The following is a 17,274-nucleotide window of genomic DNA, read 5'->3' on the forward strand; positions in this document are numbered from 1 at the left end:
AGATTGTAGAGCAATTGCCTTGCCCATTTGGGGATTGTTCCCGGCTTCGCAAGGATATCGAGGAAGTTTTCGGCTATTGACCCGATAGAGTGAAGGGTTATCCGCTACGGCAGTGGGTGACAGGAGAAAAAAAGCCCGCCGGGTGGGCGGGCCGAAGTCGCTGCGCTCATTCGGGGCGGGCGCCGTCTGCGCGGCGGCCCGCCGTTGATTCGTGTGACTTATTCCACGTGTTCGCCGTGCAGGATCACGTCGAGACCTTCGCGCTCTTCCTCTTCGGTCACGCGCAGGCCCATCGTCAGGTCGATCAGCTTCAGCAGCACGAAGCTCAGCACGCCGCTGTAGACCAGCGTGATCAGCACGCCCTTCGCCTGCAGCAGCAGGCTGCCGTCGAAGCCGCCGATGTCCTTGACCGCGAATACGCCCGTCAGCAGCGCGCCGAGAATCCCGCCCACGCCATGCACGCCGAACGCGTCGAGCGAATCGTCGTAGCCCAGCTTCGACTTGAGCCAGGTCGCCGACCAGAAGCAGATCACACCCGCCGCGATGCCGATCACGAGCGCGCCCGCCACGCCGACGAAGCCGGCTGCCGGCGTGATCGCCACGAGACCCGCGACCGCGCCCGACACGATGCCGAGCACCGAAGGCTTACCCTTGGCGATCCACTCGGCGAACATCCAGCCGAGCGCCGCGCAGGCGGTGGCGACTTGCGTCGTCAGCATCGCGAAGCCGGCACGGCCGTCGGCCGCGACCGCGGAACCCGCGTTGAAGCCGAACCAGCCGACCCACAGCATCGAGCCACCGATCATCGTCAGCACCAGGTTGTGCGGCGCCATCGATTCGCGGCCGTAGCCGACGCGCTTGCCGAGCACGAGGCACGACACGAGGCCCGCGATACCGGCGTTGATGTGCACCACCGTGCCGCCCGCGAAGTCGAGCACGCCGTCGGCCGACAGCCAGCCGGTCGGCTCCCACACCATGTGCGCGATCGGCACATAGACGATCAGCGACCAGAGCGTCATGAACACCAGCATCGCCGAGAACTTCATGCGATCCGCGAACGCGCCGCAGATCAGCGCCGGCGTGATGATCGCGAACGTCATCTGATAGACGAAGTAGACCGACTCCGGAATCGTCGACGCGAGGTGGCTGACGGTCAGCGTGGTCGCCTTGTCGCCCTTGATGTAGTTCATGCCGTGCAGGAACACGCGCGACAGGCCGCCGATGAAGCCGTTGCCCGGCGTGAACGCGAGGCTGTAGCCGACCACCGTCCACAGCACCGTGATCACCGCGGTGATCGCGAAGCTCTGCATCACGGTCGCGAGCACGTTCTTCTTGCGGACCATGCCCGCGTAGAACAGCGCGAGGCCGGGGATCGTCATGAACAGCACGAGCGCGGTGGACGTCAGCATCCACGCGGTGTCGCCCGCGCTGATCTTCGACGAATCGACCGAGAACGGGGCCGTCGGCGCGGCCGGTGCGGCCGGCGCGGACGCGGCGGCGGCAGCCGTGCCCGAAGCCGGTGCGGCGGCGGTGGCGGATGCGTCGGCAGCCGGCGCCGAAGCGGCCGGTGCGGCGGCGGCCGATGCGTCGGAAGCAGCGGCGGCGGGCGCCGAAGCAGCCGCGGCGGACGCCGCGTCGTCCGCGAGCGCGGAACCGACGCCGGCCGCGATCAGCGAGCCGGCCATCAGCAGGGACATCAGAAGTTTGCGCATCTTGGGTTTCCTCTTGTCGCTTGTCTTGTCTGTTCTGTTACAGCGCGTCCGCGCCTGTCTCCCCGGTGCGAATCCGGATCACTTGTTCGATCGGCGTGACGAAGATCTTGCCGTCGCCGATCTTGCCCGTGCGCGCGGCCCGCTCGATCGCTTCCACCGCCTGGTCCACGAGATCGTCGGACACGGCCGCCTCGATCTTCATCTTCGGCAGGAAATCGACCACGTATTCGGCGCCGCGGTACAGCTCGGTATGCCCCTTCTGGCGCCCGAACCCTTTCACCTCCGTCACCGTGATGCCCGAGACGCCAAGCGCCGACAGCGCTTCGCGCGTCTCATCGAGCTTGAACGGCTTGATGATTGCGGTAATGAGTTTCATGAAGTCCTCTCGCTGGGTTGTCCCGTCGAATAGAGTTGGAATGTTGTGACGGACTCTTCTCAGCAACTCGCATGCCATGTTTGCCCGAACACCGTCTCGAAGGGCTCCGGAACGGGGTCATATCTTGCGGTGTAAGGCGCCAGAGCCCGGCCGAATGGCCAACATCGGCCGGTTTGCTGGCGCGGCGAAAGGATCGTTGCTAGAGTGCACGCACGTCCCGGATCGCCGGGCCATTCACCCATGCGGGCGCCATGCCCGGAATTTGCGCCCCGCGCGCACCATTTCCGGTCATGCGTGCATCATGGGCACGTACGCAACTGAAGATGCACATTTTTTGTGCAAAGAAGGGGAATCACATGAAGCAACCCAGCGACGTTTTCAACGATCTGCAGTCGCGCGTCAGCGATTTGCTGAAAAACTCGCCGGCCAAGGACGTCGAGCGCAACGTGAAGGCCATGCTGTCGCAAGGCTTCTCGAAGCTCGACCTCGTCACGCGCGAGGAATTCGACACCCAGGCACAGGTGCTCGCCCGCACCCGCGTGCGCCTCGATGAACTGGAAAAGCGCGTCGCGGAACTCGAGCAGAAGCTCGCCGCCCCGCAGGCCTGACGTCCACCCGGCAGCAAGGTCCGGGCGCGGGCCGCCTCGTGCGGCCCGCGCCCGCCACCTTCCTCCGCTCTTCGTCGTCCGTCGTTCTTCGCAGCACCCTCCGCTCTTCGTAGTCCATCGCTCTTCGCAGCACCCCGCTCTTCGCTGTCCATCGCTCTTCGCTGTTCGTCGTTCGCAACACCTCGTTCTTTCCCCGCGCCACGCCGGCAAGCGCGCACCGATTTCTCCGATTCCCGCGGCATGCGGCCCCGAACGGCCGTCGCCGCCTGTCATGCAGGAGCCTCGCCATGTCGCTCGCCGTGGTGCGCAGTCGCGCGCCCGCCTCCGGCCGCGCGCCGGACGTCACCGTCGAAGTCCATCTCGCCAACGGGTTGCCGTCGTTCTCGATCGTCGGCCTGCCCGATCTCGAAGTCCGCGAAAGCCGCGAGCGCGTACGCGCCGCGCTGCAGAACTGCGGATTCGAATTCCCGGTGCGCCGCATCACAGTCAATCTGGCGCCCGCCGACCTGCCGAAGGAATCCGGCCGCTTCGACCTGCCGATCGCGCTCGGCATCCTCGCCGCGAACGGCCAGATCCCCGCCGACGCGCTGGCCGGCCGCGAATTCGCGGGCGAGCTGTCGCTGACCGGCGCGCTGCGGCCGATGCGCGGCGCGTTCGCGATGGCGTGCGGCGTCGCGCGGGACTGGCGGGCGGACGCATCCGGCGCGGGTGTCGCAGGCGGCGCGGGCCTGGATGCCGGCGCACCGCGCGATTCCGTCGCGACATCGCGTCCGCCCGAGCTGTACCTGCCGCTCGACAGCGCCGCCGAGGCCGCGCTCGTGCCGGGCGTGACCGTATTCGGTGCGCGCGACCTGCCCGCGCTGTGCGCGCACCTCGCCGATGCGCCGGACGGCCGGCTCGCGCCGGTCGCGGCGCCCTGTCTCGACGGCCTGCCGACGCCCGCCGTACCTGATCTCGCGGACGTCGTCGGCCAGCGCGGCGCGCGGCGCGCGCTGGAAGTCGCCGCCGCGGGCGGCCATCACATGCTGATGGTCGGCCCGCCCGGGGCCGGCAAGTCGATGCTGGCCGCGCGCCTCGCCGGGCTATTGCCGCCGCTGACCGACGACGAGGCGCTGACCTCGGCCGCGCTGCTGTCCGCGAGCCGGCTCGGCTTCTCGCCCGCGCAGTGGCGCCGCCGGCCGTTCCGTTCGCCGCATCACTCGTCGAGCGCCGCCGCGCTGGTGGGCGGCCGCAATCCACCGCAGCCGGGCGAAATCACGCTCGCGCACCTCGGCGTGCTGTTTCTCGACGAGCTGCCGGAATTCGACCGGCACGTGCTGGAAATGCTGCGCGAGCCGCTCGAAGCCGGCCGCATCACGATCTCGCGCGCGGCCCAGCAGGCCGACTTCCCCGCCGCGTGCCAGCTGATCGCCGCGATGAACCCGTGCCCGTGCGGCTGGCACGGCGATCCGTCCGGCCGCTGCCGCTGCTCGCCGGACGTGGCCGCCCGCTATCTGCGCAAGCTGTCGGGGCCGCTGCTCGACCGCATCGACATCCAGATCGACCTGCCCGCGCTGTCGCCGGCCGAACTCGCGTCGCGCGCGACGGCGCCCGGCGAGCCGAGCGCGGCGGTGGCCGCCCGGGTCGCGCAGGCGCGCGCGCTGCAGCTCGAGCGGCAGGGCAAGACGAATCACATGCTGAGCGGCCGCGAAACCGACGACCTGTGCCGGCCGACCGACGAAGGCGAGCGGTTGCTGCGCGAGGCCGGCGAGCGCTTCGGCTGGTCGGCGCGCGCGTATTTCCGCGTGCTGAAAGTCGCGCGGACGATCGCCGACCTGGCCGGCGACCCGCTGCCGACGGCCGCGCAGATCGCCGAGGCGATCCGCTACCGGCGCGCGCTGACGGCGCTGTGAGCGCGCTGGGAGGACAAAATCAGGCTGTCAAGACTTGACTTATGCACAATTCCGCGAATCCGGCCCCGGGTCGCGGCTTCCCGCGGCCTTTGCCGGACGGAATTTGTATCCCGTTGTTTTGATTGATTTTTCTCAAACGGCACACGAGCGACCAAACGGGCCGGAAGGCCGTCCGGCGCGGCTGCGCGGGCAATACGCAGTACTTTTCAACAAAGTTATCCACATGCGCTGTGGATAGTCGAAAAACCTTCGCAAAATCCGGCGATTAGCGTCGAAAGCTGCGAATGAACTTTCAGTTGTCACGGCGTGTCTGAGCGCCCTCGCCGGCCGTCGTCAATCGAGTTTGAACGAGCCGAAAAACTGGTCGAGCTGCTCCTGCGCGAGCGGGCCGTCGGCGATCACGACAGCCTGGTACGCGTGCCGGCCGCGCGCGGCGAGCCGCGCGACGATCGTCTTGCGCGCGCGATCGCCGCCGGCGGCCGCGCCCGCGATGCGGAGCTCGAGCCCGTTCACCGCGCCGCCGGCGGCGAGCGGCACCGGCACCGATGCCGTCTGCGGCGCGCCTTCGAGGTTGCGCGACAGTCCCGCGCGCAGGAATTCGAGCGCCGTGCGCCGCGTGTCGTCGCGGTCGTCGGGCAACGTCAGCGTGCCGACCGCGAATACCGCGCCGTCGACGTGCGCGGCCTGCATCCGCATCGGCATCGACGTACCGCCGAGCGCCACCGGTTGCTCCTCGACGGTCGGCTTCGCCGGCAGATCGATCGTATAGCCGGCGTCGTTGTGCAGCGTGCGCCAGTCGTACGACGGCGAGCACGCGGCCAGCGCCGCGCTCACGCAGGCCAGCGCGGCGAAGTGCCGCAGCGGGCGAAAAAGGGGGCGCAACGAATCGGTGACTTCCTTCGGCATGGCGTGGATCGCGGCAGGCAAAACGCGCATTATCCGCCGAACCTGAAATCGGGGATGCGCGGCGGCGGCCGATGCATACGCCGCATTCGCGCTAAAATGAGCGCCGAATTTCGACGTCGATTTCGACGTCCTTTGCATCGATCCGCGTCATCGACTCCGAGAGCACCAGATGAACACCACGCCTCCCGCCCGCCGCAGCACCGGCCCCGTCCGCTACCTCGTCGCGGCCGCCGTCGTCGCGGCGATCGCCGTCGCCGGCTTCTTCGCGTTCAACGGCAAGTCCAGCGTGCCGGACGCGACCTTCACGCTGCTGTCGGGCCAGAAAGTCTCGACCGCCGGCGACCTGAAGGGCAAGGTCTATCTCGTGAACTTCTGGGCGACGAGCTGCGCGACCTGCATGCAGGAAATGCCGCAGATGGTCGATACCTACAATCGCTTCAAGGGGCAGGGGCTCGAATTCGTCGCGGTCGCGATGAACTACGATCCGCCGATGTACGTCGCGAACTACGCGCAGACGCGCCAGTTGCCGTTCAAGGTCGCGCTCGACGACGGCAGCGTCGCGAAGCAGTTCGGCAACGTGCAGCTCACGCCGACGACCTTCGTCGTCGACAAGGACGGCAAGATCCTGAAGCGCTACGTCGGCGCGCCGCAATTCGCGGAACTCGACGCGCTGCTCAAGAAGGCGCTCGACGGCAACGCGGCCTGAGCGCCGCCGGATCCCGCTAGAAGGGCCGCACGCCGCGCCCTGCTCCGCGAAACGGACCGCACTGCGGTCCGTTTGCTTTTCAGCGCTCGGTTTCGCCTTTCGCCGACAGCCCGTAGCGCTTCATCTTCTCGTACAGCGTCGCCTTGCCCACATGCAGCCGGTCGGCCGTCGCCGCGACCGCGCCGCCCGTCTGGTTCAGCGCCTCGGCGATCACCGCGCGCTCGAACTGCTCGATGCGCTCCTTCAGCGTCTGGTCGTTGTCGGCGTCGTCGCCCGCGCCCGTTTCCTGCGGCATGTCGGCCACGCCGAGCACGAAGCGGTCGGCCGCGTTGCGCAGCTCGCGCACGTTGCCCGGCCAGTCGCGCTGCATCAGGCTCGCGCGCTGCCGGTCGGTCAGCACCGGCGCGGGCCGCCCGTAGCGCACGGCCGCATCGAGCATGAAATGCTCGAACAGCGGCACGATGTCCTCGCGGCGCTCGGCGAGCGGCGGCAGCGCGATCGTCACGACGTTGAGCCGGTACAGCAGGTCGCGCCGGAACGTGCCGGCCGCGACGAGCTCGCTCATGTCGCCTTTCGCGGCCGCGACCACGCGGCAGTTCACGCGGATCGGCTGGTTCGAGCCGAGCCGCTCGAGCACGCCGTCCTGCAGCACGCGCAGCAGCTTCACCTGCAGCGCGAGCGGCATGCTTTCGATTTCGTCGAGGAACAGCGTGCCGCCGGACGCGTATTCGAGCTTGCCGACGCGCCGCTTCGCGGCCCCGGTGAACGCACCGGGCTCGTAGCCGAACATCTCCGATTCGAACATCGGCTCGGGCAGCGCGCCGCAATTCACCGCGATGAACGGCTTGTCGTGGCGCGGCGACAGCTCGTGCAGGCTGCGCGCGATCAGCTCCTTGCCGGCGCCCGTGTCGCCGTTGATCAGCACCGACGCGTCGGTCGGCGCGACGTTCGCGATCAATTTTCGCACCTGCTCGATCGCGGGGCTGCGGCCGATGATGCGCGGCGCGACGACGTTCTGTCCGGCCAGCTCGCGCCGCAGCGCGTGGTTCTCGAGCACGAGCTCGCGGCGCTCGAGCGCGCGGCGCACCGTCTCGATCAGGCGCTCCGCCGCGAACGGCTTTTCGATGAAGTCGTACGCGCCGTCGCGCATCGCCTGCACGGCCATCGAAATGTCGCCGTGCCCGGTGACGAGGATCACCGGCACGTCCGGCACGCGCTCGCGGCACTGGGCGAGCACGTCGAGCCCGCTCGCGCCGGGCAGCCGGATGTCGCTGACGATCGCGCCGGCGGTCTCCGCGACGATCGCCTTCTCGGCCGCCTCGGCCGATTCGAACCCGGCGACGTCGAAGCCCGCCAGTTGAAGGCTCTGCACGCTCGCCCGGCGCACGAGCGCATCGTCTTCGATATAGATCACTTGCAGCCGGTTGGCCATCTTGGTCACTTGCTCCTGACAGACCGCGGCGCGCGCGGCTCTCGTTGATGCCGGTCGTTCGCCGACCGGGCCTGCTCACGCTAGTGCGAGCCCGCCGGCTCGGACACGGAGTCCGGATGATGCGTGCGGGCGCGCCGCAGCGTCAAGACGAACAGCGCGCCGCCCGACGGGGCGTTGCGTGCGGTCAGCGCGCCGCCCGCGTCGCTCGCGATCGACGACGAGATCGCGAGGCCGAGCCCGAGCCCGCGCCCCATTTCCTTGGTCGTGAAGAACGGCTCGAACAGGCGCGGCAGCAGATCGGGCGCGATGCCGGAGCCGTTGTCGCGCACCTCGACCGCGAGCGTCGCGACCGACACCGCGATCGTCACCTCGATGGCCGGCGCCGCGACGCCGGCCACCGCATCGAGCGCGTTGCCGAGCAGGTTGATCAGCACCTGTTCGAGGCGCAGGTCCTCGCAGCGCGCGACGAGTTCCGGATAGTCTCGCGCCAGATCGAGCGGCGCGTCCAGCGCGGGCGAGACGGTCGCGTCCTGCAGCGTCAGCGTGAGCGCGACGCCGCGCAGGCGTTCGTCGAGCAGCGACAGCACGCTGCGCAGCGCACGCACGACGAGCGCCTGCTCGTTGCGCGGCTTCGCGCGGCCGACGAACAGCTTCAGCTGGTTCGTGATCTTGCCCATCCGTTCGGTGAGCGCGGCGATCGCCTCGAGATTCTCGCGCGCGGCCGCCTGCTCGCCGCGATCGAGCAGCACGCGCGTGTTGTCGGAGAAGCTGCGCAGCGCCGCGAGCGGCTGGTTCAGTTCATGCGTGATGCCGGCCGCCATCTGGCCGAGCGCGGCGAGCTTGCTCGCCTGGATCAGTTCGTCGTGCGCGGCGCGCAGCTCCTGCTCCGCGCGGATCCGGTCGCCGACCTCCTTCTGCAACTGCTCGTTCGCTTCAGACAAATCGGCCGTACGCTCCTCGACGCGCCGGTTCAGCTCTGCGTACGCCTGTTGCAGCAGCGCGCGGCCGCGGATCATCTCGCGCACGCGGGCACGGCGCATCCGCCAGTAGAACGCGAGCAGCGCGACCGACACGAAGCCGAAGCCGGTGACGATCGTCGCGTTGCGCGCATCGGCATCGATCGGCGCGATCGGCGCGAGCGTGACGAGCTGCCAGTCGGGCTCGCCGATCCGCCGCTTGCTGGCGAGAAAGCGCGGCGCGCGCCGGCCGGCGCCCAGCCGCACGATTTCCGCATCGGCGCCGAGCGTCTGCTCGACGCGCAGCGGCAGCGGCGTGACCGGTTGCCGCGCGTACTGGCGTGTTTCGTAGATCGACGCGGCGACCGGGCCCGTGAGCGGGCGCAGCGTGTGGTACTTCCACGCGGGCACGGACGACAGGAACACGACGCCGTGATCGTCCACGACGACGAGCGGCTCGGACGCATCGGCGCCCTGGAACCATTCGAGGTTGAGCTTCACGACGACGACGCCCGCGATCTTGCCGTCGTGCCACACCGGTTGCGAGATGTAGTAGCCGGGATCGCGCGAGATCGTGCCGATCCCGAAGAAGCGGCCGACCCGGCCGTTCATCGCATCGAGGAAATACGGGCGGAACCGGTATTCGATGCCGACGAAGCTGTCGGGCGCGCGCCAGTTGCTGGCGGCGACGCACAGGCCGTCCGCGCCGATCACGTAGGTGACGGTCGCGTGCGCGTGCTCGTTGAGGTCTTCGAGATAGCGGTTGACGCGGGCGGTATAGTCGCCGCGCTTCGGCTCGGCGAGCAGATCCTGCACGTACGGATGGCTGCCGAGCAGATAAGGCAGCGATTCGTAGCGGTCGAGCGTGCTCTTGAGCGCGTTGGTGGTGCGGTCGACGCGCACCGCGGCATTGCGCTGCAGTTCGGCGACGCCGCGCTGCCAGGTGACCGTCCACGTGAGCGCGCACGCCGCGACGAGCGCGGCGGCGAGCACGACGAGGATGAGCAGGCGGCGCGTCACGGTCGAGGCTTCCTGGCGATGCGGATCGCCTATTGTGTCATAGGCCTGCTCGTCGATACCCCGGCCGCCGCGGGTCGCACGGCCGGCCGGCCGTGCCGCCGCCTGCTCGCTCATCGGGTCAGACGCCGGCCGTCTTCTCGGTCGGCGCGACTTCGCCGCCGCCCTTCAGCGCCTGGCGCAGCTTGTTGCGGTCGAGCTCCTTCTCCCATGCCGACACGACGACGGTCGCCACGCCGTTGCCGACGATGTTGGTCAGCGCACGGCATTCGCTCATGAAGCGGTCGATGCCGAGGATCAGCACCATGCCCGACAGCGGGATCGTCGGCACGACGGCCAGCGTCGCGGCGAGCGTGATGAAGCCCGCGCCGGTCACGCCGCTCGCGCCCTTCGACGTGAGCATCGCGACGGCCAGCAGCGTGAGCTGCTGCATCCACGTCAGCTCGATGTTGGTCGCCTGCGCGATGAACAGCACGGCCATCGTCATGTAGATGTTGGTGCCGTCGAGGTTGAACGAATAGCCGGTCGGCACGACGAGGCCGACGACCGAACGCGAGCAGCCGGCCTTCTCGAGCTTTTCCATCAGCTGCGGCAGCGCGGCTTCCGACGAACTCGTGCCGAGCACGATCAGCAGCTCTTCCTTGATGTACGACACGAAGCGGATGATCGAGAAGCCGGTGAAGCGCGCGATCGCGCCGAGCACGACCAGCACGAACACGACCGACGTCAGATAGAACGTGCCGATCAGCTTGAGCAGCGGCACCAGCGAGCCGACGCCGTACTTGCCGATCGTGAACGCCATCGCGCCGAACGCGCCGATCGGGGCCAGCTTCGTGACGATGTGCACGATGCCGAACAGCACGCGCGTCAAGCCGTCGATGAAGTCGGTCACGACCTTGCCGCGCTCGCCGAGGTGCGCGAGCACGCTGCCGAACAGCAGCGCGATCAGCAGGATCTGCAGGATTTCACCCTGCGCGAACGCATCGACCATCGTGTTCGGGATGATGTGCATCAGGAAGTCGACCGTCGACTGCCCGTGCGCCTTCGCCGCGTACGACGCGACGGCCTTGCCGTCGAGCGTCGCCGGATCGATGTTGAAGCCGACGCCCGGGCGCAGCAGGTGCGTGGCCGCGAGGCCGAGCAGCAGCGCGAAGGTCGACACGATCTCGAAATACAGCAGCGCCTTGCCGCCGACGCGGCCGACCTTCTTCATGTCCTCCATGCCGGCGATGCCGGTGACGACCGTACAGAAGATGATCGGCCCGATCACCATCTTGATCAGCTTGATGAAGCCGTCGCCGAGCGGCTTCATGTCGGTGGCGATCGACGGGTAGAAGTGGCCGAGGATCACGCCGACGATGATGGCGAAAATCACCTGCACATAGAGCACTTTGTAGAAGGGTTTCTTCTTCACGATGGTTCCTGCTGAAGTAGATGAGCCGTGGAAACGGCGTCACGCGCGCAGGCGAATGTCTCAGGGGAAAGGCATTCGCCCGCGCGGCTGCCGTGCCGCAACAAGCGATGCCTCAGGACGTCCGGAGGGGGAGGAAGGCAGCGGTCATCGGTTGTCTCCTTGCTTGCTGTAGTAGTTCGGCCGGGGGGATGGCCGTGCGTTTTATATCGCAAGGTCGATGCCAGGTTTCCGGAACCCCTCAAGCCGTTGTTTTCATTGTATTTCTCATAATGCGGCAGGCAAGGAAATCCGGGATTCCGGATTTCCGGAAAATATCCGTCCGGCGATCCGGACGGACGCATCGTTTCATCGGACGAATCAGTGCTGCACGGCCCGGCTGGCCAGCACGCCCGTCTGCGCGTAGAACTCCTGCTGCGCGAACGCATCGCGCTCGCGGCGGGCGCGCTCGCCGCGATCCGCGAGCGAGCCGACCACGATCCCCACGAACGCGAGCGGCACGGACACGAGCGCCGGGTTGTCGAGGAAGACCGCCGCATGCGCGTGGTGCAGCACGTCGACCCACACCGACTTCGACAGCACCGTGAGCGCGACCGCCGACACGAGGCCGAGGCCGCCGCCGAGCACCGCGCCGCGCGTGGTCATCCCGCGCCAGAAGATCGACATCGCGAGCACCGGGAAATTGGCGCTCGCGGCCACCGCCGCGACGAGCCCGACCATGAACGCGACGTTCACGTGCTCGAACAGGATCGACAGCGCGATCGCGACGGCCGACAGCCCGATCGTCGCGGCGCGCGAGATGCGCATCTCGAGCCGTTCGTCGGGCTTGCCGCGCGCCCACATCTGCGCATACAGGTCGTGCGAGATCGTCGTCGCGCCGGCGAGCGTCAGGCCCGCGACCACCGCGAGGATCGTCGCGAACGTGACCGCCGCGATGAAACCGTAGAACCAGTTGCCGCCCACCGCCTGCGCGAGCTTCACCGCGACCATGTTCGAGCCGCCGAGCAGGTCGTGCGTCAGGTTGAACGTGCCGTTCGCGCCGAGCCGGAAGAATTCCGGATGCTGCGCGAGCAGCACGATCGCCGAGAAGCCGATCACGAAGGTCAGCAGGTAGAAGTAGCCGATGAAGCCGGTCGCGTAGAGCACCGACTTGCGCGCCTCCTTCGCGTTCGGCACCGTGAAGAAACGCATCAGGATGTGCGGGAAGCCGGCCGTGCCGAACATCAGCGCGATGCCGAGCGACAGCGCGTTGGCCGGGTCGCGGATCAGCTTGCCGGGCCCCATGATCGACAGCGCGCCCGGATGCACGGCCACCGCGCGGCGGAACATCGCGTCGATGCTGAAGCCGAATTCGCCGAGCGCGAGCCACGCGAGCAGCGTCGCGCCGGCGAGCAGCAGCACGGCCTTGATCACCTGCACCCAGGTAGTCGCGGTCATCCCGCCGAAGAACACGTAGACGACCATCAGCACGCCGACGATCAGCTCGGCCGTGCCGTACGACAGCCCGAACAGCAGCTGGATCAGCTTGCCCGCGCCGACCATCTGCACGACGAGGTACAGCACGACGATCGTCAGCGCGTTCGCCGAGGTCAGCAGCCGGATCGGCCGCTGCGCGAAGCGGTACGCGACGACGTCGACGAACGTGAACTTGCCGAGGTTGCGCAGCGGTTCGGCGATCAGGAACATCACGAACGGCCAGCCGACCAGGAAACCGATCGAGTAGATCAACCCGTCGAAGCCGAACATGAACACCATGCCGGACAGACCGAGGAACGACGCGGCCGACATGTAGTCGCCGGCGATCGCGAGCCCGTTCTGCAGCCCGGTAATGCCGCCGCCGGCCGTGTAGAAGTCGCGCGTCGAGCGCGTGCGGCGCGCGGCCCAGCGGGTGAGCGCGAGCGTCGCGAACACGAACGCGAAGAACATCGCGATCGCGACCGGGTTCAGCTCGACCTTGTCGGGCATCGGGCCGGCGACGCCGGTCGCATGGGCGGTGGAGGAAACGACGGAAACGAGGATGCCCAGCGCGCCGGGCGCGCTCGAAATGAATCGCATGTCGGGCTCCGTCACGGACGTTGCAGGATCGCGTCGACGCGGCGGTCGAACGCACGGTTCGCGCGCAGCACGTAGCACGCGGTCAGGCCGATCGCGACCAGGATGATCGCGACGCCCGCGGCGATCCCGACCGTCGTTGTCGCGCCGCGGTACAGCGGCGCGGCGAGCACGTGCGGCGCGAGCGCGACGAGCAGGATGAAGCCGTAGTACGTGGCGATCATCAGCGCGGTCAGCGTGAAGCTGAAGCGGCGCCGCGCCCGCACGAGTTGCTGGTAGTCGCGGCGCGCCGTGACCGATTCGATGACGGAAAGCTCCATGGTGTCTCCTGTGTCGACCAGAGTTAGCGCTTTAGCGCTTACTCTGGTCCCATGCTTCGCGGTCGACCAGAGTTAGCGCTTCAGCGCTTACTCTGGTCCCATGCTTTGCGGTCGACCAGAGTTAGCGCTTTAGCGCTTACCCTGGTCCCATGCTTTGCGGTCGCCCCGAGTTGGCGCCTCAGCGCCTGCTCAGGTCCCCGCAGGGCAAGCCGGCTCGTCATGGCGAGCGATGTAGTGTGGAATGGTCGGCGCGCGTCGACTCACCGCCCGCGCCGCGGCGGAACAAGCGATCTACACGACGCGATCCGCCCGCAGCCGCGCGACGTCCTCCGCCGACATCCCGAGCCAGCCACCGAGCACCGCCTCCGTATCGGCGCCGAGCACCGGCGGCGCGCCGCGCACCGGCAGCCGCGCGCCGTCGAAGCGGTACGGCGGCGCGAGCACGTCGACGCCGCCCGCGACCGGATGCGGCTGCCGCGTGACGAGCCCGGCGCGGGTCGCGCGTTCGGACGTCAGCGCTTCGTGCAATCCGAGCACTTCGCCGCACGGAATGCCCGCATCGGCGAGCGCCGCCAGCAGCGTCGCGCGCGACCGGCGCGCGAGTTCGCGACGAATCTCGGGCAGCAGGTCGGCACGATTCTCCGAGCGGCCGAGGTTGGTCCTGTAGCGTTCGTCGGCCGCGAGATCGGGCCGCCCGATCGCGTCGCAAAAGCGTGCGAACTGCGTGTTGTTGCCGACCGTGATCACGAGCGGGCCGTCGGCCGCGTCGAACACGCCGTACGGCACGATCGACGGATGCGCGTTGCCGTAGCGCGGCGGGTCCTCGCCCATCAGCAGCGCGTCGAGCCCGTAGTACGCGGTGATCATCAGCCCGCAGTCGAACAGCGCCATCTCGATGCGCCGCCCACGCCCGGTCGCCTGGCGCTCGTACAACGCGGCGAGGATCGCCTGCGCCGAATACATGCCGGTGAACAGGTCGACCGCCGCGACGCCGAATTTCAACGGCGGCTGGCCGGCCTCGCCATTCAGCGCCATCAGCCCTGCTTCGCCTTGGACGACGAGGTCGTAGCCGGGCCGCGCGGCCTCCGGGCCCGAGCGGTCGTAGCCGGAGATCGCGCAATGCACGAGCCGCGGATTCAGTTCGGCCAGCGCGTCGTAGCCGAGCCCGAGCTTCTCCGCGCCGCCGCACTTGAAGTTGTGGAGCACCACGTCGGCCTGCGCGGCCAGCTCGCGCGCGATGCGCTGGCCGGCTTCCGTCTGCAGGTCGACGCAGATCGACCGCTTGCTGCGATTCACGCTGTTGAAATAGGTGGTCTCGGTGTCGCCGATCCGCAGCCCCCAGTCGCGCGTATCGTCGCCGCGCGCCGGATGCTCGACCTTGATCACTTCCGCGCCGAAATCGGCAAGCACCATCGCGCACCACGGGCCTGCCAGCACGCGCGAGAAATCGAGCACCTTCACGCCGGCGAGCGGCAACGCGCACGATTCGTTCGTCATCCTTGTCTCCTCCATTCGCGTCGTTCGACTTTATTGTTTCGACAGCGCGATGTAGCGCGCGAGATGGTGATCCTCGTCGCCGAGCTGGTGATCGATCATCACGAGCCGCTTCGCGTAATGCGACAGCGGCAGCTCCCACGTCATCCCGATCCCGCCGTGCAGCTGGATGCTCTCCTCGGCGACCAGCGTGCCGATCCGGCCGATGGTGTACTTGGCCGCCGCGAGCGCGTGCTCGCGCACCGTGCGCGGCGCATCGAGCTGTGCGGCCGCGTTGATCACCGCCGAGCGCGCCTGCTCGACTTCGAGCAGCAGGTCGGCCATCCGGTGCTGCAGCGCCTGGAAGCTGCCGAGCGGCAACCCGAACTGCTTGCGCGTGCGCAGATAGTCGAGCGTGTGCGCCTTTGCGACGTCCATCGCGCCGAGCGCTTCCGCCGACAGCGCGAGCAGCCCGTAGCCGAGCACGCGTTCGAGCAGCGCGGCGCCCGCTTCGCCGTCGTGCGCATCCGGCGCGCCGAGCGCGGCATCGGCCGGCAGCGCGACGCGCTCGAAGCGCACTTCGGCCGCGCGGCCGCCGTCGATCTTCCTGTAATCGCGCAGCGACACGCCCGGCGCATCGGCCGGCACGACGAACAGGCCGATGCCGGCCGCGTCGTCGTCGTTGCCCGACACGCGCGCACTGACGACGAAGAACGCCGCCTGCGCGGCCTGGTCGACGACGCCCTTCGCGCCCGTCAGCACCCAGCCGTCGCCCGAACGTTCGGCGCGCGTGCGCACCGTCGTCGGTTCGTAATGCGAGCCCGGTTCGTCGTGCGCGAACGCGGCGCTCGCGCTGCCGTCGATCAGCGCGGCGAGCCGGTCGCGATGCGCATCGCCGCCGGCGAGCGCGAGCGCCCGGCCCGCGAGCAGCGCGCCGAGGAACGGCTCGACGACGAGCCCGCGCCCGAGGCATTCGAACACCACGGCGATGTCGAAGCCCGCGCCGCCGAAGCCGCCGTCGGCTTCGGCGAACAGCGCGCCGACCGTGCCGAGTTCGGCGAAGCGCCGCCACATCGCGCGGTCGAAGCCTTCGGCCGACTGCGCGATGCGGTCGCGCACCGGGAACGCGTACTGTTCGGCGATGAAGCGGTTCAACGTGTCCGCCAGCATCCGGCGGTCTTCTGTGTGCTGGAAATCCATCGTCGCGTCCCTCTTACAGCCCGAGCATCATCTTCGCGATGATGTTCTTCTGGATCTCGTTCGAGCCGCCGAAGATCGACAGCTTGCGGTTGTTGAAGTACTGCTGCGCGGCGCTCGCGGCTTCGTCGGGGCCGACCGGTTCGCCGTCGTAATCGGCGTCGAGCGCGTCGTCGACGAACGGCTGCGCGTACGGCCCCATCGCGCGCCGCATCAGCGCGGTGATCTCCTGGCGGATCTGCGTGCCGCGGATCTTCAGCATCGAGCTTTCCGCGCCCGGCACGCCGCCGCCCGCGACCGCGGCCAACACGCGCAGGTTGGTCGTGCGCATGTTTTCGAGTTCGATCTCGACACGGGCGAGCCGCGCGGCGAAGAACGGATCGTCGGCAAGCGGCCGGCCGTTCTTCGTGACCTTCGCGGCCACCGCGCGCAGCCGGTCGAGCGCGGCGGTCGAGAAGCCGATTCCGGCGATGTTGGTGCGCTCGTACGTGAGCAGGTATTTCGCGTAGGTCCAGCCGCGGTTCTCTTCGCCGACCAGGTTTTCCACCGGCACGCGCACGTCGGTGAAGAACACCTCGTTCACCTCGTGCTCCCCGTCGAGCGTGATGATCGGGCGGACCTCGACGCCTGGCGTGTTCATGTCGATCAGCACAAAGCTGATGCCTTCCTGCTTGCGTACGTCCGTCGCGGTGCGCACGAGGCAGAAGATCATGTTCGCGTAGTGGCCGAGCGTGGTCCACGTCTTCTGGCCGTTCACGACGTAGTGATCGCCATCGCGCACCGCGCTCGTCTTCACCGCCGCGAGATCGGAGCCGGCGCCCGGCTCCGAATAACCCTGGCACCACCAGTCGGTACCGTCGAGAATGCGCGGCAGCCAGCGGCGCTTCTGCGCTTCGCTGCCGTACTTGATCAGCACGGGGCCGAGCATGTTCACGCCGAACGGCACGATGCGCGGCGCGCCGGCGAGCGCGCATTCGTTGTCGAACAGGAACTTCTGCGCGACGCTCCAGCCGGGGCCGCCGTATTCGCGCGGCCAGTGGCTCGCGAGCCAGCCGCGCGCGTTGAGTGTCGCATGCCATTCGCGCATGTCGTCGCGCGTCAGGTGCAGGCCGCCCTTCACCTTGCGCGCGGTGCGCTCGGGCAGTTCGGCTTGCAGGAAGCGTTGCACTTCCGTGCGGAACGCTTCCTCTTCGGGAGTGAAATCGAGGTCCATCGT

14 protein-coding genes are annotated in these 17,274 nt (G+C 68.4%); 3 read left to right on the forward strand and 11 right to left on the reverse strand.

What is annotated here, in order from left to right:
• Positions 1-218: 218 nt before the first annotated feature.
• Entirely contained in the window at positions 219-1,712 is a 1,494-nt protein-coding gene (locus CFB49_RS15520; protein WP_089491701.1) for an ammonium transporter, read from the reverse strand.
• 37 nt (positions 1,713-1,749) lie between these two features.
• Positions 1,750-2,088, reverse strand: a complete 339-nt coding sequence (locus tag CFB49_RS15525; protein ID WP_006398175.1) for a P-II family nitrogen regulator — start codon at positions 2,086-2,088, stop codon at positions 1,750-1,752.
• A gap of 356 nt (positions 2,089-2,444) precedes the next feature.
• Between CFB49_RS15525 and CFB49_RS15530 the strand changes: the two genes are divergently transcribed.
• Positions 2,445-2,696 (forward strand): accessory factor UbiK family protein, encoded by a 252-nt coding sequence (locus CFB49_RS15530; protein ID WP_089491702.1) that lies wholly within the window; start codon positions 2,445-2,447, stop codon positions 2,694-2,696.
• Positions 2,697-2,983: 287 nt separating this feature from the next.
• Positions 2,984-4,588 carry a YifB family Mg chelatase-like AAA ATPase gene (locus tag CFB49_RS15535; RefSeq protein WP_089491703.1) on the forward strand — a complete coding sequence of 535 codons (1,605 nt, stop codon included), beginning with the start codon at positions 2,984-2,986 and terminating at the stop codon, positions 4,586-4,588.
• 333 nt (positions 4,589-4,921) lie between these two features.
• On the opposite strand, the gene CFB49_RS15540 is transcribed toward CFB49_RS15535, so the two are convergent.
• Positions 4,922-5,494 (reverse strand): hypothetical protein, encoded by a 573-nt coding sequence (locus tag CFB49_RS15540; protein WP_089491845.1) that lies wholly within the window; start codon positions 5,492-5,494, stop codon positions 4,922-4,924.
• Positions 5,495-5,663: 169 nt separating this feature from the next.
• On the opposite strand from CFB49_RS15540, the gene CFB49_RS15545 reads away from it, so the two are divergent.
• The gene (locus CFB49_RS15545) at positions 5,664-6,200 is read left to right on the forward strand and encodes a peroxiredoxin family protein (RefSeq protein ID WP_069620227.1); all 537 of its coding nucleotides are present in this window, start codon (positions 5,664-5,666) and stop codon (positions 6,198-6,200) included.
• A gap of 79 nt (positions 6,201-6,279) precedes the next feature.
• Here the strand turns inward: CFB49_RS15545 and CFB49_RS15550 are convergent, their stop codons facing one another.
• The 8 genes from CFB49_RS15550 to CFB49_RS15585 all read right to left on the reverse strand — a co-directional run bounded on the left by CFB49_RS15550 (position 6,280) and on the right by CFB49_RS15585 (position 17,271).
• Positions 6,280-7,632, reverse strand: a complete 1,353-nt coding sequence (locus CFB49_RS15550; RefSeq protein WP_069620226.1) for a sigma-54-dependent transcriptional regulator — start codon at positions 7,630-7,632, stop codon at positions 6,280-6,282.
• An 80-nt stretch (positions 7,633-7,712) separates the two neighbouring features.
• Complete coding sequence (locus CFB49_RS15555; RefSeq protein ID WP_069620225.1) at positions 7,713-9,722, reverse strand: sensor histidine kinase; 2,010 nt, start codon at positions 9,720-9,722, stop codon at positions 7,713-7,715.
• 4 nt (positions 9,723-9,726) lie between these two features.
• On the reverse strand, positions 9,727-11,019 hold the full coding sequence (locus tag CFB49_RS15560; RefSeq protein WP_069620224.1) for a dicarboxylate/amino acid:cation symporter: 1,293 nt from the start codon (positions 11,017-11,019) through the stop codon (positions 9,727-9,729).
• Positions 11,020-11,376: 357 nt separating this feature from the next.
• Entirely contained in the window at positions 11,377-13,071 is a 1,695-nt protein-coding gene (locus CFB49_RS15565; protein ID WP_089491846.1) for a cation acetate symporter, read from the reverse strand.
• Positions 13,072-13,082: 11 nt separating this feature from the next.
• Complete coding sequence (locus CFB49_RS15570) at positions 13,083-13,388, reverse strand: DUF485 domain-containing protein (RefSeq protein ID WP_069620222.1); 306 nt, start codon at positions 13,386-13,388, stop codon at positions 13,083-13,085.
• Positions 13,389-13,679: 291 nt separating this feature from the next.
• Positions 13,680-14,885 (reverse strand): CaiB/BaiF CoA transferase family protein, encoded by a 1,206-nt coding sequence (locus tag CFB49_RS15575; RefSeq protein WP_089491704.1) that lies wholly within the window; start codon positions 14,883-14,885, stop codon positions 13,680-13,682.
• 30 nt (positions 14,886-14,915) lie between these two features.
• Complete coding sequence (locus tag CFB49_RS15580) at positions 14,916-16,061, reverse strand: acyl-CoA dehydrogenase family protein (RefSeq protein ID WP_089491705.1); 1,146 nt, start codon at positions 16,059-16,061, stop codon at positions 14,916-14,918.
• Between the two features lie 13 nt (positions 16,062-16,074).
• Positions 16,075-17,271, reverse strand: a complete 1,197-nt coding sequence (locus CFB49_RS15585) for an acyl-CoA dehydrogenase family protein (RefSeq protein WP_069620219.1) — start codon at positions 17,269-17,271, stop codon at positions 16,075-16,077.
• Positions 17,272-17,274: the final 3 nt, after the last annotated feature.

This window comes from Burkholderia sp. AU17457, assembly GCF_002223255.1.
Lineage (GTDB): Bacteria > Pseudomonadota > Gammaproteobacteria > Burkholderiales > Burkholderiaceae > Burkholderia > Burkholderia sola.